The sequence below is a fragment of the Arthrobacter sp. U41 genome, assembly GCF_001750145.1.
GTDB lineage: Bacteria > Actinomycetota > Actinomycetes > Actinomycetales > Micrococcaceae > Arthrobacter.
Genome location: NZ_CP015734.1, coordinates 81,242 through 101,507, shown reverse-complemented (window position 1 = coordinate 101,507; position 20,266 = coordinate 81,242). Strand labels below are relative to the sequence as shown.

At 65.4% G+C, this 20,266-nt stretch carries 12 protein-coding genes and 4 pseudogenes; 12 read left to right on the top strand and 4 right to left on the bottom strand.

Annotation, left to right across the window (positions count from 1 at the left end; all coding sequences use genetic code 11):
• The first annotated feature begins 2 nt into the window (after positions 1–2).
• Together ASPU41_RS21260 and ASPU41_RS21255 are read left to right on the top strand one after the other, a co-directional pair.
• A complete protein-coding gene (locus ASPU41_RS21260) occupies positions 3–1,619 on the top strand; it encodes a relaxase/mobilization nuclease domain-containing protein (RefSeq protein WP_069953056.1) in 1,617 nt (538 codons plus the stop codon).
• 29 nt (positions 1,620–1,648) lie between these two features.
• Positions 1,649–2,869, top strand: coding sequence for a hypothetical protein (locus tag ASPU41_RS21255; RefSeq protein WP_069953055.1), 1,221 nt, complete (start codon positions 1,649–1,651; stop codon positions 2,867–2,869).
• 153 nt (positions 2,870–3,022) lie between these two features.
• Here the strand turns inward: ASPU41_RS21255 and ASPU41_RS21250 are convergent, their stop codons facing one another.
• From ASPU41_RS21250 to ASPU41_RS21240, 3 genes are all read right to left on the bottom strand, one after another.
• Positions 3,023–3,835, bottom strand: coding sequence for an IclR family transcriptional regulator (locus tag ASPU41_RS21250; RefSeq protein WP_157357183.1), 813 nt, complete (start codon positions 3,833–3,835; stop codon positions 3,023–3,025).
• A gap of 84 nt (positions 3,836–3,919) precedes the next feature.
• Positions 3,920–5,176 carry an aminopeptidase P family protein gene (locus tag ASPU41_RS21245; RefSeq protein WP_069953053.1) on the bottom strand — a complete coding sequence of 419 codons (1,257 nt, stop codon included), beginning with the start codon at positions 5,174–5,176 and terminating at the stop codon, positions 3,920–3,922.
• 56 nt (positions 5,177–5,232) lie between these two features.
• The gene (locus ASPU41_RS21240) at positions 5,233–6,624 is read right to left on the bottom strand and encodes an MFS transporter (RefSeq protein WP_157357182.1); all 1,392 of its coding nucleotides are present in this window, start codon (positions 6,622–6,624) and stop codon (positions 5,233–5,235) included.
• Positions 6,625–6,864: 240 nt separating this feature from the next.
• On the opposite strand from ASPU41_RS21240, the pseudogene glyA reads away from it, so the two are divergent.
• The 10 genes and pseudogenes from glyA to ASPU41_RS21195 form a co-directional block, all read left to right on the top strand.
• Positions 6,865–8,173: pseudogene (gene glyA / locus ASPU41_RS21235) on the top strand (serine hydroxymethyltransferase).
• A pseudogene (locus tag ASPU41_RS21230) lies at positions 8,170–9,388 on the top strand (sarcosine oxidase subunit beta family protein). The pseudogenes glyA and ASPU41_RS21230 overlap by 4 nt, the downstream one beginning before the upstream one ends.
• Before the next feature lie 26 nt (positions 9,389–9,414).
• Complete coding sequence (locus tag ASPU41_RS21225) at positions 9,415–9,837, top strand: sarcosine oxidase subunit delta (protein WP_069953052.1); 423 nt, start codon at positions 9,415–9,417, stop codon at positions 9,835–9,837.
• The gene (locus ASPU41_RS21220) at positions 9,834–12,797 is read left to right on the top strand and encodes a 2Fe-2S iron-sulfur cluster-binding protein (protein ID WP_069953051.1); all 2,964 of its coding nucleotides are present in this window, start codon (positions 9,834–9,836) and stop codon (positions 12,795–12,797) included. The genes ASPU41_RS21225 and ASPU41_RS21220 overlap by 4 nt, the downstream gene beginning before the upstream one ends.
• Positions 12,790–13,425, top strand: a complete 636-nt coding sequence (locus tag ASPU41_RS21215) for a sarcosine oxidase subunit gamma (RefSeq protein WP_069953050.1) — start codon at positions 12,790–12,792, stop codon at positions 13,423–13,425. Before ASPU41_RS21220 ends, ASPU41_RS21215 begins: the two co-directional genes overlap by 8 nt.
• The gene (locus ASPU41_RS21210; protein ID WP_069953049.1) at positions 13,425–14,840 is read left to right on the top strand and encodes an L-serine ammonia-lyase; all 1,416 of its coding nucleotides are present in this window, start codon (positions 13,425–13,427) and stop codon (positions 14,838–14,840) included. The genes ASPU41_RS21215 and ASPU41_RS21210 overlap by 1 nt, the downstream gene beginning before the upstream one ends.
• 154 nt (positions 14,841–14,994) lie before the next feature.
• Positions 14,995–15,480, top strand: coding sequence for a glutathione peroxidase (locus ASPU41_RS21205; RefSeq protein WP_069953048.1), 486 nt, complete (start codon positions 14,995–14,997; stop codon positions 15,478–15,480).
• 10 nt (positions 15,481–15,490) lie between these two features.
• A pseudogene (locus ASPU41_RS22400) lies at positions 15,491–15,673 on the top strand (L-serine ammonia-lyase, iron-sulfur-dependent, subunit alpha); the annotation flags it as partial.
• Between the two features lie 3 nt (positions 15,674–15,676).
• Positions 15,677–16,561, top strand: a complete 885-nt coding sequence (gene purU, locus ASPU41_RS21200; RefSeq protein ID WP_069953047.1) for a formyltetrahydrofolate deformylase — start codon at positions 15,677–15,679, stop codon at positions 16,559–16,561.
• Between the two features lie 133 nt (positions 16,562–16,694).
• Positions 16,695–17,273: pseudogene (locus ASPU41_RS21195) on the top strand (pyridoxal 5'-phosphate synthase lyase subunit PdxS); the annotation flags it as partial.
• 128 nt (positions 17,274–17,401) lie between these two features.
• Here the strand turns inward: ASPU41_RS21195 and ASPU41_RS21190 are convergent.
• Positions 17,402–19,897 carry an ATP-dependent Clp protease ATP-binding subunit gene (locus tag ASPU41_RS21190; RefSeq protein ID WP_069953046.1) on the bottom strand — a complete coding sequence of 832 codons (2,496 nt, stop codon included), beginning with the start codon at positions 19,895–19,897 and terminating at the stop codon, positions 17,402–17,404.
• Positions 19,898–20,266 lie beyond the last annotated feature (369 nt).

Here is a 20,266-nt window from a genome sequence, read left to right as displayed (position 1 = left end):
GGATGATCCCGAACATCACCCGTGGTTCGCGCATGGGCGGGCTCATGGTTTACCTTGCCTCGACGGACGCCAACAAGACCAAGAACGCACACAGCGATCCCCACCTGGTGGCAGGTGACGCTGCGATCATGGCGTGGTACGACGACGGTGTCCTGGACCGTGACGATGCGCTTGCTATTGCTAAGCATCTTGACCAGCCGCGCAGGGCATATGGCGTATCGGTTCAGATCAAGGACATGCAGTGGGATGCGGCCAAGAAGGAGCGCGTCCACGTCGGTTACAAGGACGCCAGCGTATGGCACTGCTCGCTGAGTCTGCGCGCCGAAGAGGGTGCACTGACGGACCAGCAGTGGGGCGATATCGCCAATGACTTCGTGGACTCCATGGGCTTCACCGAAACCAGCGGAAAGGCCCGCTGCCGGTGGGTTGCGGTCAACCACGGCACGAGCGAGAACGGCAACCACCACATCCACCTGGCCGTCTCCCTGGTCCGCGAGGACGGCACCAAGGCTTCCACGCACGGCGATTACAAGAAGGCGCAGGAATCGTGCCGTGAGCTGGAAGTTAAGTACGGGCTGGAACAGCTCTCGACCGTGCATTCGACCCGTGGTTACGACCGGGCCGAGAAAGCTACCGCGGTCCGGGACGAGCGGGAAATGCACCGGTCCTCTTTGGCTCGAAAAGTCCGTGCCAGCGCCAGCTCCTCGGCTACCGAAGGGGAGTTCGTCCGGCGCGCCCGGGACACCGGCATGCTGGTCCGTCCGCGCTACGCGAAGAACACCACCGTCGTCATTGTCGGGTACTCCGTAGCGGAGCGGCCCAAGCAGGGCGAGCGGCCTATCTGGTTCGGCGGCGGGACACTCGCGTCGGACCTGAAGCTGGGTGCTTTGCGTGAAGAGTGGATGGACTCACCGCACCTGGCGACCGAGGCCGCAGCGGAGTGGAACGCGGCGGCTCGCAACAGGCGCACCGTGTCCAGGACCGGCCCCGAGAACGCAACACCGCCGGCGGAAATGTGGGTGGAATACACCCGCAACGCGACCGCGCTGGTCGAACAGCTGCGCACACTGCCGCGGGACGATCATGCAACCTGGGCGAAAGCAGCGAGGGAAGTATCCGGCGCGTTCGCGGCATGGTCCCACCGGCTCGAACCTACCCCGGGTCCGTTGGCGGCCACCGCCGCCGAACTGTCCCGCACAGCCCAGCTCCGGGCGCCACGGCAGTACAGCAAGCCCGTCGCTTTGCCGTCCATTGCCGGCACTGCCATGTTGTTCATGGCGGCGTCCAGCAAGAGCAAAACGGCCGCCCAGTCGGCGCTGATGCTGCAGCTGGTGAACACTGCTTTCGCTATCCACGAGATGCACCAACAGTCCGGACGAACCCGTGAAGCGCAGCGGCTCCGGGCTGTCGTCACTGAGCAGCTGAAGCCGTTCGCGGCCAGCATGCCCCGGCCGGTCACCGTCGGTGCGCCGGAACAGGCAGCGGCCCCGAACTCCGTAGAACTTGGACTGCGTGGCATGGCGCCCATCCGTCCAGGGTCAGCGGTGCCGAGCACACCCACGCCGGCCAAAAACCGCCAGCACTCGGGCCGTGATTCCGGACCCGTACTTGACCGATAACGACCACCACCAACTGCAAGGGGAGCACGATGAGTGAATCAGACGGAATGGACGAATTTCTGGACGGCGGAATGCGGCAGTCCCTCATGATCGCGTCCCGCATTGCCGAGACGCTGGCCCGTCGCCGGCAGGAGTCCCAACGGCAGCAGGAACACCAGGATGCCCAGGCAGCGCACGAAGCGCAGGCCCGCCTCACGGCAGGCCGCAGTGCGGCACACGCGGCGCTGGCACCGGTAAACAAAGACCAATGGTGGGATAAGGCCCAGCCCCACGACATCGCCACGGCACACGCCGTCGCTGAAGGCTGGAAAGACTACGACCCGACCGCCCTCGCGGCCTCGGAAAAGATCCGGCAGGAAGTCCTCACCCGCTACGGCATCGACACCCGCGATGCCGGATATCTGGAGGCAGATATCCAGAATGCCGCCACGGACAAGGCCCGGCAGGACGCCCTGGAGCGCAGCCAGGAAGAGACGCGCACGGCGGCCGCCGAACACGAGGAGGCCATGGGTCTGCTCGCTGCCGCCCGCGCCGAAGAACTCCGCGCCCAGGCCGCGACACTGGCCCCGGAAATGGAACGCCACCAGGTGCCCGCGGAGTACCTTGCCAACGCGGAGCTGGCCCAGGCATTGCAGACTGCACACACCGCCAAGACCCCCGCAGCAGTGGCGGCCGCGGATGCCACCGTGCAGGAACGAATGTTCCTCATCGGCAAGGACGGCCTTAACGGTCCCGACATCGACCAGCTGCGCAAAGAAGCCTCCACAAACATCAACGGCGCCGGCGACTCCCACTTCGAGGATCCCGCGTTCGTCCAGGCCGCCAAAGACATGCACGAAGCCAGACTCCTGGCCGAGGGAGGCTTCACAGGCTCCGAACGGACGCCCGTGGAACAGCGGTACGAACGAGCCGAAAGGGAACTTTTCGCCCGCATGGAAAGCATCGGCCGTGAGATCGAGAACCGCGTCACCGGTAACGACAGCAGCCGGCTCAAAGACCAGGGCCTGAAAACGGAAAGTACGTCTGCCGCTGACTACGGCTCAGCGGAACGCCATGAAACTTTCGCCGCATCCCTGGCAACAACCGGAGCGAACGAAACCCAAGTCCGAGGGCGCGCCGCTGCGGAACGCAGCGAGGGCACACACCCCAGTGCAGCCGTCACCATGGGCAAAGGCGGAGCCAAAGCCAGGAAGAGACGCACAGGCGTGGCAGTGGGCTCCGAGAGGAGCAAAAGCGGCCCAGACCTGTAAGACAACACAAAAAAGGGGGGGACGACCAAGTGAACTGGTTCCCCTTTTGCGTGAAATCGTTGCCGAAGTTCCTGCCTCGGTGGATGACGCGTGTGACGAACCCGGTTCTGCCCAGCAGCGAATCGGCGGCTGGCATTTCTAACCCAAGTTGGACTATTCTGCGCCTTCTTCTGGCAAGCGGCCGCCGAGGCGGGTAGTGACCCTGCGGGCCGCGGCTGAGCATGCCTCGCCGAGGCTTTGCAGCCGCTCGCGGGAAACCCGGAACCGGGGGGCAGGGATGAGGACGGCGGCCACGATGTCGCCACGGTGGTCGTAGACGGGCGCGGCCACGCCGACGTCGTCGATGGATGATTCACCGTAGTTGATGGCCCAGCCACGAGCCGTCACATCCTTGAGCTTGATTTGGTAGCTATCCAGGCTGGCATCATCGAGTCCCGGGTAGGTGATCGCTCCGCTGCGCAGGAGTGTGCGGACCCGTTCGATTGGTTCGGCGGATAGGAAGACCTGCACGGAGGCGCTCATGGCGTCGGTGTATCGGGCTCCCAGCGGGGTGGTGTGCCGGATCTGGTGATGGCTGGCGATCTGTTCAACGCACATCGATTCCGTGCCGTTCCACACCATGAGTGCGCTGGTTTCGCCGGTCTGTTCGCTGAGTTCCCGCAGGACCGGGTAGGCCACACGCCGTTCCTCGAGTTCCGCGAGCAACGGGCCGGCAATGGCAATCAGGCCCAGACCGAGGCGGAATCGGCGCGTTTCCGGGTCCCGCTCTACGAGGTGTTCCTGTTCGAAGGTGGACAGGATCCGGGAAACGGTGCTCTTGTGCAGGCCGACGCGGTTGGCGATCTCGGTGACTCCAAGCAGTGGTTCGTCTGCGGTGAAGGTGCGGAGGACGGCGATGGCGTTGACGATGACGGAGGCGCCTTTGGTGTCGCCGTTGCCTGGGGTCTCGGGTTCTGGTGAGCTCATGGTGCTATCCATCATTCCCTAATGGAGGCCGAAAGCGGCGCCGCAACAGAGCGGCGCCGCGTTCAGGCCTTGGATCCCAGCTGGTCAGGCTCCGATGATGTTGTATTCCGGGCCGAACGGGAACTTGGTGATGTTCTCGGCCCCGTCCTCGCCGACCACCAGGATGTCGTGCTCGCGGTAGCCGCCGGCGCCGGGCTGGCCGTCCAGGACTGTGATCATGGGTTCCATGGAGACCACCATGCCGGGCTCGAGCACGGTGTCGATGTCCTCGCGGAGTTCCAGTCCGGCTTCGCGGCCGTAGTAGTGGCTGAGGACGCCGAAGGAGTGACCGTAGCCGAAGGTCCGGTTGGCCAGCAGCCCGTGGCCCACGTAGATCTCGTTCAGTTCGGCGGCGATGTCCTTGCAGACCGCGCCCGGCTTGATGAGTTCGAGGCCGCGCTTGTGGACTTCCACGTTGATGTTCCACAGCTCCAGGGAGCGGGCGTCGGGTTCGCCGTAGAACAGGGTGCGCTCCAGGGCCGTGTAGTAGCCGGAGGTCATGGGGAAGCAGTTCAGGGACAGGATGTCGTGTTCCTGGATCTTGCGGGTGGTGGCCCAGTTGTGGGCGCCGTCGGTGTTGATGCCGGACTGGAACCAGACCCAGGTGTCCCGGATTTCGGAATCCGGGAAGGTCCGGGCGATTTCGTGGACCATGGCTTCGGTGCCGATCAGGGCGACCTCGTATTCGGTGATCCCGGCGGTGATGGCGTTGCGAATGGCCTCGCCGCCCAGGTCACCGATGCGGGCGCCGTGCTTGATGACCTCGATCTCTTCGGCTGATTTGATCATCCGCTGGCGCATGGCTGCCTGGGCGACGTCGACCAGGGTGGCCGACTCAAAGGCGGCCTGGATCTTGTTGCGGTTGTCCAGCGGGAGCGAGTCATCTTCGACACCGATCCGGCGCGGGGAAATGCCGCGGGTGCGCAGCACCTCCTGGATGGCGAAGATGTAGTTGTCCCGGCGCCAGTCCGTGTAGACCACGTTGTCGCCGTAGCTGCGGCGCCACGGCATGCCGGCGTCGATGTTGGCCGTGACGGTCACGGTGTCGTCCTTGGTGACCACCATGGCGTAGGAGCGGCCGAAGTAGGTGAAAAGGAAGTCGGAGTAGTACTTGATGGAGTGGTAGCTCGTCAGGACGACGGCGTCCAGGCTCTTCTCGTCCATGATGCGGCGCAGGCCGGACAGCCGGCGCTCAAACTCGGCGTCTGAAAAGGTCAGCTTTTCCTTCTGTCCGTTGTGCAGGACTTTCAGTCGCTCCAGTTCGGAAATCGACGAGGCGTTCGCGGAGGTGGTGCTGGTCATGGTGGTGCCTTTCTTCGGTGCTGTGCTTTTCGTGAGGAAAGTTGTAGTGGGCTGGCTTATTCGTGGGTCAGTGGTTCTTTGCTGGTCTCACGGGAGAGTGCGACGGCGATCAGGGAGATGACTGCGGCCGCGACCAGGTAAAAGGCTGGAGCCAGGTCGTTGCCTGTGGTTGCGATCAGGAGGGTGGCCATGAAGGGTGCGGTTCCGCCGAAGAGCGCGTTGGAGAGGTTGAAGCTGACCGCGAAGCCGCTGTAGCGGACGCGGGTGGGGAACATTTCTGCCAGGAAGCTGGGGAGCGTGCCGTCATTGAGGGTGAGCATGGCCCCCAGCAGGATCTGGACGAGGACGATGACCAGGAAGTTTCCGGTGCCCAGCAGGGCAAAGGCGGGCACCGTCAGCACGATGAAGCTGATGGACGCGGCGATGAGAACCTTCTTGCGGCCGTAGCGGTCCGAGAGCATTCCGGTGAGGAAGATGAACCCGATGTACGTCAGTAGCGCGATGGTGGTTGCGAGGAAGGATTCGGTTGCCCCGAGGCCAAGCTCAGACGACAGGTAGGTCGGCATGTAGCTGAGGATCACGTAGAAGCCGACGGCGTTGAGCAGCACCGCGCCGACGGCCAGAAGCAGCTTCCGCCAGTGTTTCCGGAACAGACTGGACACGGGTGCCTTGGCGGCCTCGCCCTCGGCGGCCAGTTCGCGGAACACCGGCGTGTCTTCGAGCTTCGTGCGGATGTAGCGCCCGATCAGGCCCATCGGCGCCGCGAGCAGGAACGGCAGACGCCACCCCCAGCTTTGCATCGCTTCGGTGCTGAGCAGAGCGGTCAGGAGACCCGCGAGCAGAGAGCCGAGGAGCAGGCCGGCGGCGGTACTGGCCGGCACGACCGCGGCGTACAGGCCGCGCTTGTTGGCCGGGGCGTACTCCACCAGGAAGGCCGATGCGCCGGCATATTCACCGGAGGCGGAGAAACCCTGGGCGACGCGGATGATCAGCAGCAGGATCGGAGCCCAGATGCCGATCGAGTCGTAGCCAGGGATCAGTGCGATGCAGAACGTCGCTCCGGACATGATCAGGATGGACAGAGACAGGGCAGTTCGGCGCCCGACGCGGTCGCCGATATGGCCCCACACGAAGCCTCCGAGGGGCCGAACCAGGAACGAGATCGCGAACAGGGCGAAAGTCAGCAGCAGACCCGTCTGGGGATCGGATTCGGGGAAGAAGACCGCGGCGATGGTGACGGCCAGGTAGCCGTACACGGCGTAGTCAAACCACTCGACAAAATTGCCGATGAAGCTCGCAGCGACTACCCGGCGCCGGGTCTCCCTGCTGACCGCGGAGTGTTCCCCACCCGGGCCGGACCCGCCGGCCGGAGGTTGTGAGCCTGAGCCCGGAGCCCGCCGAGAGCTGGGATCCGGGATCGTTGACGCCTTGTTTGGTTCGTTACTCATATGTCCACCAATGAAAATTTGGGTTGCATTGAACGCAACGCTGTTGCATCAGATTAGGCGTGAGCTGAAACACAGTCAAGGGTCTAGTGGCGGACTGAAAAGAAATCTGACTACATGCAGGGACTACATGCAGGGCTGGAAGAAAAGTGATTGACGCAACACCACTGACGTTCTAGAGTTGCATCCAACGCAACACTGTTGCATTCGGCTATTAGTTTCCTTGAACCGAAAGAGGCCGCCATGACGGGCACCCTGAATGAACCCCTGGCCAGCGTCGACGTCGACGTCGCCCGGGCCATTGACCATGAACTGGAGCGCCAGCAGTCCACGCTCGAGATGATTGCCTCGGAGAATTTCGCCCCCGCCTCGGTCATGGAGGCGCAGGGCTCGGTCCTGACAAACAAGTACGCCGAGGGCTACCCCGGCAAGCGCTACTACGGCGGCTGCGAGCACGTTGACGTGATCGAACAGCTCGCGATCGACCGGATCAAGGCCCTGTTCGGTGCGGAAGCCGCGAACGTGCAGCCCCATTCGGGCGCCCAGGCCAACGCCGCCGCGATGTTTGCCCTGCTGGAACCGGGCGACACCATCATGGGACTCTCGCTTGCGCACGGCGGTCACCTCACCCACGGCATGCGCATCAACTTTTCCGGCAAGCTCTACAACGTCGTCCCCTACCATGTGCGCGAATCCGACATGACCGTGGACATGGCCGAGGTCGAGGCCCTGGCCCTGGAACACCGCCCCAAAATGATCGTGGCCGGCTGGTCCGCGTACACGCGCCAGCTCGACTTCGCGGAGTTCCGCCGGATCGCCGACGCCGTGGGCGCCTACCTCATGGTCGATATGGCTCACTTCGCCGGCCTCGTCGCCGCCGGGCTGCACCCGAACCCGGTGCCCTACGCCGACGTCGTCACCACCACCACGCACAAGACCCTGGGCGGCCCGCGCGGCGGCGTGATCCTCAGCCGTGAGTCCCTGGCGCGCAAGATTAACTCCGCCGTTTTTCCCGGCCAGCAGGGCGGGCCGCTGGAACACGTCATCGCCGCAAAGGCCGTGTCCTTTAAGATCGCCGCAAGCGATGAGTTCAAGGACCGGCAGCAACGCACCCTGGAAGGGGCCAAGATCCTGGCCGAGCGCCTGCTCGCACCGGACGTGGCCGAATATGGGATCTCCGTCGTGGGCGGCGGCACCGACGTGCACCTGGTCCTGGTGGACCTGCGCAACTCGGCGCTGGACGGGCAGCAGGGCGAGGACCGCCTGCACCGAATCGGCATCACGGTGAACCGCAACGCCGTCCCGTTCGACCCCGCCCGCCGATGGTCTCCTCCGGGTTGCGGATCGGCACCCCGGCCCTGGCCACGCGCGGCTTCGGCCGGCCGAATTCACCGAGGTTGCCGACATCATCGCCGAGGCCATTAAGGGCGAGCTCAGCGACGAGTCGGCCGTACTGCTCCGCGACCGGGTCACGGTCCTCGCCGAGAAATTTCCGCTTTACCCGAATCTTTCCGGAACTGCCGGAACCACCCCGAACGGAGTTGCACAATGAGCACGGAACAGCTTCCGGAGCACCCGGATTTCCTCTGGCGCAACCCGGAGCCCAAGTCCTCGTACGATGCCGTGATTGTCGGCGGCGGCGGGCACGGCCTGGCCACTGCCTACTTCCTGGCCAAGAACCACGGGATGACCAACATCGCCGTCCTGGAAAAGGGCTGGCTCGCCGGCGGCAACATGGCCCGGAACACCACGATCATCCGCTCCAACTACCTCTGGGACGAGAGTGCGGCGATTTACGAGCACGCCCTCAAGCTCTGGGAGATCCTGCCCGAGGAACTCGAGTACGACTTCCTGTTCAGCCAGCGCGGCGTGATGAACCTTGCCCACACTTTGGGCGACGTCCGCGAAAGCATGCGGCGCGTGGGGGCGAACAAGCTTAACGGCGTGGACGCCGAATGGCTGGACCCGAAGCAGGTCAAGGAACTCTGCCCCATCCTGAACATCAATGACAACATCCGCTATCCCGTTATGGGCGCGACCTACCAGCCGCGTGCCGGCATCGCCAAGCACGACCACGTCGCCTGGGCGTTCGCCCGCAAGTGCGACGAATTGGGCGTGGATATCATCCAGAACTGCGAAGTCACCGGCTTCGTCAAGGACGGCAACCGCGTCGTGGGCGTCAAGACCAGCCAAGGCACCATCAACACCGAAAAGGTGGGCCTGTGCGCGGCCGGGCACAGCTCGGTCCTGGCCGAAATGGCCGGATTCAAGCTCCCCATCCAGTCGCACCCGCTCCAGGCCCTGGTCTCCGAACTGCACGAACCGGTCCACCCACGGTGGTCATGTCCAACCACGTGCACGTCTACGTTTCCCAGGCGCACAAGGGCGAACTCGTGATGGGCGCCGGCGTTGATTCCTACAACGGCTACGGCCAGCGCGGCTCCTTCCACGTGATCGAGCACCAGATGGCAGCCGCCGTCGAACTCTTTCCGATCTTCGCCCGGGCCCACGTGCTCCGGACCTGGGGCGGGATCGTGGACACCACCCTGGACGCCTCCCCATCGTGGGCACCACGCCGGTGGAGAACATGTTCGTCAACTGCGGCTGGGGAACCGGCGGCTTCAAGGGCACCCCGGCGGCCGGGCTGACCTTCGCGCACACCATCGCCACGGGCACACCGCACCAGCTGAACAAGCCGTTCGCACTGGAACGCTTCGAAACCGGAGCCCTCATCGACGAACACGGCGCAGCCGCCGTCGCCCACTAGCCGCCGCCCCTAGAAAGAAGACGCACATGCTGCTTATCTCATGCCCCAACTGCGGCTCTCGCGACGAGACCGAGTTCCACTACGGCGGCCAGGCCCACGTCAAGTACCCGGAGAACCCGAACGGCCTGGACGACAAGGAATGGGCCCAGTACCTTTTCTACCGCGAGAACCCCAAAGGCATTTTCGCCGAACGCTGGCTGCACAGCACCGGCTGCCGCCAGTGGTTCAACATGCTCCGCGACACGCTCACCTACGACATCCAGGCCATCTACCCGATGGGCGCGACCCGGCCCGATGTGACGGTCCCGGCCGCCGCCGAATCCGGCACTGCCAGCACCGCTGCTGACAGCACCACCACCGGGGGTTCCGCGCCCAGCATCTCGGCGACCAGCATCGCCCCGGCCGCACCACCCGCCAGCACCACCGCCCCGAAGGGAGCAACCAAGTGACTTCCCAGAACGCCCGCCTCGCCGGCGGCGGACGAATCGACCGCACCATCTCCTGGCGTTTCACCGTGGACGGCGAGGAATTCACGGGCCACCCAGGCGACACCCTCGCCTCGGCCCTGATCGCGAACGGCCGCATCGCCGTCGGCAACTCGCTCTACGAGGGCCGGGCCCGCGGCATCATGTCCGCCGGCGTGGAGGAATCCAACGCCATGGTCAGAATTGCTCCGCGCTTCCCCGGCGACGTTGCCGAGTCCATGCTCCCCGCGACCACGGTCACCCTGGTGGACGGCCTGAAGGCAGAATTCCTCAACGGCCTGGGCAAGCTGGACCCGGAGGAGGACCGCGCCGAGTACGACAAGAAGTACGTCCACACCGACGTCCTGGTGATCGGCGGCGGCCCCGCCGGCCTCGCGGCGGCCCGGGAGGCCGTCCGCACCGGCGCCCGCGTGATCCTCATGGACGACCAGCCCGAACTGGGCGGATCCCTCCTTTCCGGCTCCACCGCACCTGAGTTGGCTGAGACCATCGAAGGCAAGCCGGCGCTGGAATGGGTAGCGGACGTGGAAGCGGAACTCGTCTCGGGAGCCGAAACCACCGTCCTGAACAGGACATCCGCCTTCGGCGCCTACGACGCCAACTACGTCATCGCGGTCCAGAACCGTACCGACCACCTGTCCAGCCCGGCCGCCCCCGGCGTGTCCCGGCAGCGGATCTGGCATGTCCGCGCCAACCAGGTGGTGGTTGCCCCCGGAGCCCACGAACGCCCGCTGGTCTTCGAGAACAACGACCGCCCCGGCATCATCCTGGCCTCGGCCGTCCGCAGTTATCTCAACCGTTACGCCGTTGCCGCGGGGCAGCGCGTAGTCATCAGCACCACCAATGACAGCGCCTACGCCCTGGCGGCGGACCTCCGCGCCGCCGGCGTCAAGCTTGAGGCCGTCGTTGACGCCCGCCCGCAGCTGACCGCAGTTGCTGCGGCCGCCGTCGAAGCAGGCACCCGGGTGCTGACCGGCAGCGCCGTTGCCAACACCAGCGCCTCGGACTCCGGCGACGGCCGGCTCGACGCCGTCACCGTCCGCAGCATCAACGACGACGGCGAACTCACCTCCGGCGTCGAAGAAATCGCCTGCGATCTGCTGGCAGTTTCCGGTGGCTGGAGCCCGCTGGTCCATCTCCACTCCCAGCGCCAGGGCAAGCTGCGCTGGGACGACGAGCTCGCCGCTTTCGTGCCGAGCACGGTGGTCCCGAACCAGCAGACCATTGGCTCCGGCCGCGGCAGCTTCGAACTCGGGGACTGCCTGGCCGAGGGCATCTCCGCCGGAGCGGCGGCCGCCGCCGCCGCAGGCTTCAGCCCTGAAAATTCCGACGCAGTCGTCGATCCGCTGGTCTTTTCGGAGCCGAAGGCCTCCGCCCCGACCCGGCAGCTGTGGCTGGTCCCGGGCCAGGAAGGCACGCCGGATGACTGGCACCACCACTTCGTGGACTTCCAGCGTGACCAGTCTGTGGCGGACGTGCTGCGCTCCACCGGAGCCGGCATGCGGTCCGTGGAACACATCAAGCGCTACACCTCCATCAGCACCGCCAATGACCAGGGCAAGACCTCCGGCGTCAACGCGATCGGCGTCATCGCCGCCGCGCTCCGCCAGGCAGGGGAAGCATCGCGGGGGATCGGCGACATCGGCACCACCACCTACCGGGCACCGTTCACCCCGGTGGCGTTCGCGGCACTCGCGGGACGCCAGCGCGGCGAACTGTTCGACCCCGCCCGCGTCACCTCGGTCCACCCGTGGCACGTCGCCCAGGGTGCCCTGTTCGAGGACGTCGGGCAGTGGAAGCGCCCCTGGTACTACCCGCAGGCGGGGGAGGACATGGACGCCGCAGTGCTGCGCGAATGCGCCGCCGTCCGCGACTCCGTGGGCTTCATGGACGCCACCACGCTGGGCAAGATCGAAATCCGCGGCAAGGACGCCGGTGAGTTCCTCAACCGGATCTACACCAACGCGTTCAAGAAGCTCGCCCCGGGTTCCGCCCGCTACGGCGTGATGTGCATGGCAGACGGCATGATTTTCGACGACGGCGTGACCCTGCGTCTCGACGAGGACCGCTACTTCATGACCACCACCACCGGCGGCGCCGCCAAGGTGCTCGACTGGCTGGAGGAATGGCTGCAGACCGAATGGCCTGAACTGGACGTGCACTGCACCTCGGTGACCGAACAGTGGAGCACCATCGCCGTCGTCGGACCCAAATCCCGCGCCGTACTCGCAAAGGTGGCCCCGCAGCTTGCCGCCGACGGCGGGCTGGAAGCGGAAGCCTTCCCGTTCATGACCTTCCGCGAAACCACCCTCGCCTCGGGCGTGCAGGCCCGGGTCTGCCGGATCTCGTTCTCCGGCGAACTTGCCTACGAGATCAACGTTCCGTCCTGGTACGGGCTGAACACCTGGGAAGCCGTGGCCGCCGCAGGGGCCGAATTCAACATCACGCCCTACGGCACCGAAACCATGCACGTGCTGCGTGCCGAGAAGGGTTACCCGATCGTCGGGCAGGACACCGACGGGACCGTGACCCCGCAGGACGCCGGCATGGAATGGGTGGTTTCCAAGGTCAAGGACTTCATCGGCAAACGCTCCTACGCCCGCGCCGATGCCAAGCGCGAGGACCGCCGGCACCTGGTCAGCGTCCTTCCCGTGGACAAGACGCTCCGGCTGCCCGAAGGCACCCAGCTTGTGGAAAAGGGCATCCCCACCAGCCCCGCCTACGGCCCCGTCCCCATGGAGGGCTTCGTGACCTCGAGCTACCACAGTGCCGCCCTTGGCCGTTCCTTTGGGCTGGCACTGATCAAGAATGGCCGCAACCGCATCGGTGAGACCCTCGTGGCCGCCGCCGGCGACCAGCTGGTTGATGTCGTTATCGCAGAAACCGTACTTTTTGACCCCGAAGGGACCCGCAAAGATGGCTAATACAGCAGCACTGACAGGTATCAATGGACTCCGGGACATCCGCCGCAGCCCCGCCTCCCACCTGACCGAAGCGCTGGCGGCCGGCTCCGTCCCGGGCAAGGCCGTCCTCAACGAAGGCCCGTTCCAGACCATGGCCGGAATCCGCGTGGACCCCCGCTCCGGGGGAGGAACACGGATCGCAGCCGTGACCGGCGGACTGCCGGCACGCTGCGGCGAAGTGACCGGCACGGACAGCATCAGCGTCCTCTGGCTCGGACCGTCCGAGTTCATGGCAGTGGCACCGGAAGCTGCCCACGATTCCTTGGGCGGCAGCCTCATCGGCTCCCTCGTGGAAGCACTGGGCGACGCCCCGGGCCAGGTGGTGGACCTCTCCGCCAACCGCACCACGTTCGAGCTCTCAGGCCCCCGCGCCCGGGCAGCCCTGGAAAAGGGCTGCGCCCTTGACCTGCACCCCCGCAGCTTCACCCCGGGAACGGCGCTGACCACCGAGGTCGGCAACATCCCGGTGTTGCTGCAGAAGACCGGGGAGGACAGCTTCCGGCTCTTCCCGCGGGCATCCTTCGCGGAGTTCCTCGGACGCTGGCTCCTCGACGCCATGCGCGAATACGCGTCCCCCGAGGTCCCCTGATGGCGCTCAGCGTCCTGGACCTGTTCTCTGTTGGCATCGGGCCGTCCTCTTCCCACACGGTCGGCCCGATGCGGGCGGCCAAACGGTTCGCCGACGGACTTAAAAGCGACGGACAGCTGAGCTCCACCACGAGGGTGCAGGCCGAACTGTTCGGCTCCCTCGGCGCCACCGGCCGGGGCCACGGTTCAGACAAGGCCGTGGTGCTGGGCCTCCAGGGCCAGGACCCGGACACGGTGGACACAGGAACCGCCGATGACCAGGTGGCGGCCGCTGCCCTGGATGCCGAACTCCGGATCGGCGGGAACCACCGGGTGGACTTCAACTGGGACGAGGACGTGTTGCTGCACCGCCGCAAGTCCCTGCCGGCCCACCCCAACGGCATGACCTTCCGGGCCCTGGACCACACCGGCGCCGTTCTCAAGGAGCGCAGCTACTACTCGATTGGAGGCGGCTTCGTTGTTGACGGCGACGCCGACGCGGGCGACCAGGTGGTGGCAGACGACACTGTGCTGCCCTATCCCTTCACCACAGCCGACGAACTCCTGGACATCTGTCAGCGGGAGAGCATGTCCATCTCCGACGTGATGCTCGCCAACGAACTCGTCTGGCGCAGCGAAGCCGAACTCAGGGACAGGCTCCTGGCCCTGTGGGCGGTCATGCGCCAGTGCGTGGAGAACGGCTGCGCGGCCGAGGGAATCCTGCCCGGCGGGCTGAACGTCAAGCGGCGCGCCCCATCCCTGTTCCGGACGCTGGCAGCATCCGCCGTCAGCGCCGAGACGGACGCCCGGAACCCCTCACCGGTCCAGGTGCCCGCCGACCCGCTGCTCGCCATGGAATGGGTGAACCTGTTCGCCCTGGCAGTCAATGAGGAAAACGCCGCCGGCGGCCGCATCGTCACCGCCCCCACCAACGGTGCCGCCGGGATCGTGCCGGCGGTGCTGCACTACTACGTCAAGTTCGTCCCCGGGGCCGACGACGACGGCGTCGTCCGCTTCCTGCTGACGGCCGCCGCCGTCGGGATCCTCTTCAAGATCAATGCCTCCATCTCCGGCGCGGAAGTCGGCTGCCAGGGCGAAGTCGGATCGGCCTGCTCCATGGCGGCGGCCGGGCTGTGCGAAGTCCTGGGCGGCACCCCCGCGCAGGTGGAAAACGCCGCCGAAGTCGGAATCGAACACAACCTCGGGCTGACCTGCGACCCCGTCGGCGGACTGGTGCAGATCCCCTGCATCGAACGCAATGCCATTGCCAGCGTCAAGGCCATCAACGCCGCCCGCCTGTGCCTGCACGGCGACGGCAGCCACAAAGTGTCGCTGGATAAAGCCATCAAAACCATGCGCGAAACAGGAGCGGACATGAAAACCAAGTACAAGGAAACCTCCCGCGGAGGCCTCGCCGTGAACGTCATCGAATGTTGAGCCATGATGGCCATTTAGTCGGGATCCCGCCGCGGCAAGGGGCAGGCGTGCGGCGTGCAGGGAACCATGGAGTTCCACGTGCGGTGGTGCCAAGCGAGCGGCGGCGCCGTTTCCGGGATGCCGCTTCGGATCAACAACTTTGCGAGGATGCCTCATGACCGCTCTGCACTCCATTCCCCTTACCCTTATCGACGGAACGGACGCTGACTTCGGCCGCTTCAAGGGGGAGGTGGTACTGGTGGTGAACGTCGCGTCCCATTGCGGACACACGCCGCAGTACGCAGGACTAGAGGCGCTGCACAACAAGTTCCGGGAGCAGGGATTCGCGGTGCTGGGGATCCCGTGCAATCAGTTTGCCGGGCAGGAGCCCGGGGCCGACGCCGAGATTGCCGAGTTCTGCGAACGCAACTTCGGTGTGACGTTCCCGATGACTGCCAAGGCAGACGTCCATGGCGAGGACCAGCACCCGCTCTACGCGGAACTAACCAAGTTCAGAAATCCCGATCTTCCGGAGCAGGTGCAGTGGAATTTCGAGAAGTTTCTAGTGAACCGCGACGGTGGGGTTGTAGCGCGCTTTGCCTCGACGATGGCTCCTGAATCACCCGAAGTCATTGGCTCCGTGCAGGGGGCCCTCGCATGACACGGATTGACGCCGCACCATCGCCAGTGTGAAGGCCATCAACGCCGCCGGCCTGTGCCTGCAGGGGTACGGCAGCCACAAAGTATCGCTGGACAAAGCGATCAAGACCATGCGTGAGACAGGAGCGGACATGAAGACCAAGTACAAGGAAACCTCCCGCGGAGGCCTGGCCGTGAACGTGATCGAGTGCTGACCCGTGGATACCTTGAATAGCACGGCCGCTGACTTCGTTCTGACCCTCGATTGCCCGGAGACCCGGGGAATCGTGCACGCTGTGTCCGGATTCCTGCTGGAAGAGGGCTGCGACATCCTGGAGAGCAAGCAATTCGATTCCCAGGACGACGGCCATTTCTTCATGCGGCTCCACTTTGCCTCGTCCGGGGACTCCCCCGGCGGGCCGGCCACCCTCGAATCGCTCCGGGAGGCTTTCGGTCCCGTGGCCGAAAGGTTTGGTATGCAGTGGCACCTGCGGGCCGCGGGGACGAAATGCCGGGTCCTGATCATGGTGTCCAAATTCGAGCACTGCCTCAACGACTTGCTGTTCCGCGCCCGTATCGGCGAGCTGCCCATCGATATTGTCGGGGTCGTCTCGAACCATCCGGACCACCGCGGGATCGTGGAATGGCACGGCATCCCCTTCTTCGACGTGCCCGTCACGGCCGACACTAAGCCGGCGGCCGAGGAGAGCCTGATGGAACTCGTCGACCGGCTCGACGTCGAACTGGTGGTGTTGGCCCGTTACATGCAGGTCCTCAGCGACGATCTCACCCGCCGCCTGGACGGCCGCGCCATTAACATCCACCACTCTTTCCTGCCCAGCTTCAAGGGCGCCAAGCCCTACCATCAGGCACACGCCCGCGGCGTGAAGACCGTCGGCGCCACCGCCCACTACGTCAACGCGGAGCTCGATGAGGGACCGATCATCTCCCAGCAGGTGGTGGAGGTGGACCACACCTACACCGCCGAGGACCTCGTCGCCGCCGGACGGGACACCGAGCGCAAAGCACTGTCCAACGCCGTCCGCTGGCACTGCGAGGGACGCGTCTTCCTCCAGGGCAACCGGACCGTCGTGCTGAAGTAGCCTCCTATCCAACCAGGAGTCGGCCGCGACCGTGGCAGCATCCCGCACCTATCACCACCCACAACTACGAAAGAGACATCCAGTGAATCAGCCACTTTCCCGGGTTACGGGCAGCAACCACGTCAAGCGGGGCATGGCGGAGATGCTCAAGGGCGGCGTCATCATGGACGTCGTCAACGTTGAGCAGGCCCGCATCGCTGAGGATGCCGGAGCCGTGGCAGTCATGGCCCTCGAGCGCGTTCCCGCCGACATCCGCGCCCAGGGCGGCGTGTCCCGCATGTCCGATCCGGACATGATCGAGGCGATCATCGCCGCCGTGTCCATCCCGGTCATGGCCAAGGTTCGGATCGGCCACTTCGTCGAGGCCCAGGTCATCCAGACCCTCGGCGTGGATTACATCGACGAGTCCGAGGTCCTGACCCCGGCCGACTACGCGAACCACATCGACAAGTGGAACTTCACCATTCCCTTCGTCTGCGGCGCCACCAACCTCGGTGAGGCGCTGCGCCGCATCAACGAGGGTGCGGCGATGATCCGCTCCAAGGGCGAGGCCGGCACCGGCGACGTCTCCAACGCCACCACCCACATGCGCCAGATCCGGGCCGAGATCAAGAAGCTCGCCGGCATGGCCGAGGACGAGCTCTACGTCGCCGCCAAGGAACTGCAGGCCCCGTACGAACTCGGGGCGCTTCAGAAAACGGAAAAAATACCACGCTAAGCCTTGGAAGGTGATCGTAGGGGCCTGAGTTTGCCCGTGCCGATCCTGTGCGGCCTGCAGGACAATGAGGTGAGACACCAGATTTCCGCCCGCCTCGGCGGTGGCCAGCGGCGGTTTTCCGTTTAGCTCGCGGCGGGCAGTGCGTCCGGGATCCGCGGCTTGGTGTTTCCTGCGAAGGTGAACCTGGCGTCGTCGCCTTCGTCGTCCACGTCCACCACCACGATGTCGCCTGCGTGCAGCTCGCCGAAGAGTATCTTCTCGGAGAGCTGGTCCTCGATTTCGCGCTGGATGGTGCGGCGCAGCGGCCGGGCACCCATTGCGGGATCGTAGCCGCGGGTTGCCAGGAGCACCTTGGCCGCGGGCGTGAGCTCGATGCCCATGTCCTTGTCCGCAAGGCGCTGCTCCAGCCGGCCCACGAACATGTCCACGATCTGGATGATCTCGTCCTGGGTCAGCTGGGGGAAGACGATGACGTCGTCAACCCGGTTCAGGAACTCGGGGCGGAAGTGGGTCTTGAGCTCCTCCGTGACGCGGGCGCGCATCCGGTTGTAGCCGGTCTGGGTGTCCGTGCCGGACTGGAAGCCGGTGGCCACGCTCTTGGAGATGTCGCGGGTGCCGAGGTTGGTGGTCATGATGATCACGGTGTTCTTGAAGTCCACCACCCGGCCATGGCTGTCGGTCAGGCGGCCGTCTTCCATGATCTGCAGGAGTGAGTTGAAGAGGTCCGCGTGGGCCTTCTCGACTTCGTCGAAGAGCACCACGGAGAACGGACGGCGCCGGACCTTTTCGGTCAGCTGCCCGCCCTCGTCGTACCCGACGTAGCCCGGAGGGGCACCGAAGAGACGCGACACCGTGTGCTTCTCCGAGTACTCGGACATGTCCAGGGTGATCAAGGCGTCCTCCTCGCCGAACAGGAACTCGGCCAAGGCCTTGGCCAGCTCGGTCTTGCCGACGCCCGTGGGCCCGGCGAAGATGAACGACCCGCCCGGACGCTTCGGGTCCTTCAGGCCTGCACGGGTGCGGCGGATGGCCCGCGAGACCGACTTTATCGCCTCCTCCTGGCCCACAACACGCTGGTGCAGCTCGTCTTCCATCCTCAGCAGACGGCTGGACTCCTCCTCGGTGAGCTTGAAGACCGGAATGCCGGTGGAGTTCGCCAGCACCTCCGCGATCAGGTCCTCATCTACCTCGGAGATGTCGTCCATGCCGCCGGTCTTCCAGTGGCGTTCCTTCTCTCTGTGCACGGCGACGAGCTTCTGCTCCTCGTCGCGCAGCGCCGCGGCACCCTCGTAGTCTTCCGCATCCAACGCGGACTCCTTCGCCAGCTTCATCGCGGCGATGCGCTCGTCCATGACCTTGAGCTCCGGCGGGGCGGTCATCCGGCGGATGCGTAGCCGTGCACCGGCCTCGTCGATCAGGTCGATCGCCTTGTCCGGCAGGAACCGGTCCGAGATGTAACGCGCCGAGAGGGTCGCCGCAGCGACCAGCGCGCCGTCGGTGATGGTGACGCGGTGGTGCGCCTCGTACCGGTCACGCAGGCCCTTGAGGATCTCGATGGTGTCAGCCACGGAGGGTTCCTTGACCTGGATCGGCTGGAAGCGCCGCTCCAGCGCGGCGTCCTTCTCCACATACTTGCGGTAGTCATCCAGCGTGGTCGCACCGATGGTCTGGAGCTCGCCCCGGGCCAGCAGCGGCTTCAGGATCGAGGCCGCATCGATGGCACCCTCGGCCGCACCGGCACCCACGAGGGTGTGGATCTCATCAATGAACAAAAGAATGTCGCCGCGGGTGCGGATCTCCTTGAGGACCTTCTTCAGCCGCTCTTCGAAGTCACCGCGGTAGCGGGAACCTGCGACCACGGAGCCGAGGTCCAGGGTGTACAGCTGCTTGTCCTTGAGAGTCTCGGGCGCGTCGCCGCGGACAATCGCCTGGGCCAGGCCCTCGACGACGGCGGTCTTGCCGACGCCGGGCTCACCGATCAGCACCGGGTTGTTCTTGGTGCGGCGGGACAGGACCTGCATGACGCGTTCCATCTCGGATTCGCGCCCGATCACCGGGTCCAGCTTGTTCTCCCGCGCAGCCTGGGTCAGGTTGCGGCCGAACTGGTCCAGGACCACGGAACCGGCGGGAGTCGCTTCGGCCTGGCCCGGGCCTAAGTCTGCGCCGGTGGTTTCCTTGCCCTGGTAGCCGGAGAGCAGCTGGATGACCTGCTGACGGACGCGGTTGACGTCCGCGCCGAGTTTGACCAGCACCTGGGCGGCAACACCTTCACCCTCGTGGATGAGGCCGAGCAGGATGTGCTCCGTGCCGATGTAGTTGTGGCCCAGCTGAAGGGCCTCGCGCAGCGAGAGCTCCAGCACTTTCTTGGCGCGCGGGGTGAAGGGGATGTGGCCGGGCTGGGACTGCTGGCCCTGGCCGATGATCTCCTGCACCTGCTCCCGGACACCCTCAAGTGAGATGTCCAGGGATTCAAGGGCCTTGGCGGCAACGCCTTCACCCTCGTGGATCAGACCCAGAAGGATGTGTTCGGTACCGATGTAATTGTGGTTCAGCAGTCGGGCCTCTTCCTGGGCCAGCACCATTACACGTCGGGCACGGTCGGTAAATCGCTCAAACATTTCGCCACACTCCTGGCTGCCGCCTACCTTGATGCTACGTCGCCTCAGGCCCCCTTGGGGGTGTTCGCGGCAGGCAGGATATTACAGAGCCAGATTCATGTGACCTTCCCGGGTAAGGGGCAGGCCTTCACACCGCTATCTGGCGAGCCACAGCAAGTGACCTCCGCCGCAATGACACCTCCTGTAGTGTGCGCGCACCAATGCGGAACCGCAGCGAATCGGTTCCAGCATCGACTCTTAAGATGCAATGGGCCCAAGCAGCGCATCCGATGCCCGAAGGAGAAAGCGGCTAAAGCACGGCAGGAACCTCCCGGAGCATTCGCCGGCGGGATGCGTCCGGCAGGTAGCAACGGTTCCCTCGTCGGCGCC

What these genes read in the sequence shown, in the direction of transcription:
- ASPU41_RS21225 (WP_069953052.1), top strand. Translation starts at nt 9,415, where the DNA reads ATGCTGCTTATCTCATGCCCCAACTGCGGCTCTCGCGACGAGACCGAG.
- ASPU41_RS21190 (WP_069953046.1), bottom strand. Translation starts at nt 19,897, where the DNA reads ATGTTTGAGCGATTTACCGACCGTGCCCGACGTGTAATGGTGCTGGCC.
- ASPU41_RS21260 (WP_069953056.1), top strand. Translation starts at nt 3, where the DNA reads ATGATCCCGAACATCACCCGTGGTTCGCGCATGGGCGGGCTCATGGTT.
- ASPU41_RS21250 (WP_157357183.1), bottom strand. Translation starts at nt 3,835, where the DNA reads ATGAGCTCACCAGAACCCGAGACCCCAGGCAACGGCGACACCAAAGGC.
- ASPU41_RS21215 (WP_069953050.1), top strand. Translation starts at nt 12,790, where the DNA reads ATGGCTAATACAGCAGCACTGACAGGTATCAATGGACTCCGGGACATC.
- ASPU41_RS21245 (WP_069953053.1), bottom strand. Translation starts at nt 5,176, where the DNA reads ATGACCAGCACCACCTCCGCGAACGCCTCGTCGATTTCCGAACTGGAG.
- ASPU41_RS21255 (WP_069953055.1), top strand. Translation starts at nt 1,649, where the DNA reads ATGAGTGAATCAGACGGAATGGACGAATTTCTGGACGGCGGAATGCGG.
- ASPU41_RS21240 (WP_157357182.1), bottom strand. Translation starts at nt 6,624, where the DNA reads ATGAGTAACGAACCAAACAAGGCGTCAACGATCCCGGATCCCAGCTCT.
- ASPU41_RS21205 (WP_069953048.1), top strand. Translation starts at nt 14,995, where the DNA reads ATGACCGCTCTGCACTCCATTCCCCTTACCCTTATCGACGGAACGGAC.
- ASPU41_RS21210 (WP_069953049.1), top strand. Translation starts at nt 13,425, where the DNA reads ATGGCGCTCAGCGTCCTGGACCTGTTCTCTGTTGGCATCGGGCCGTCC.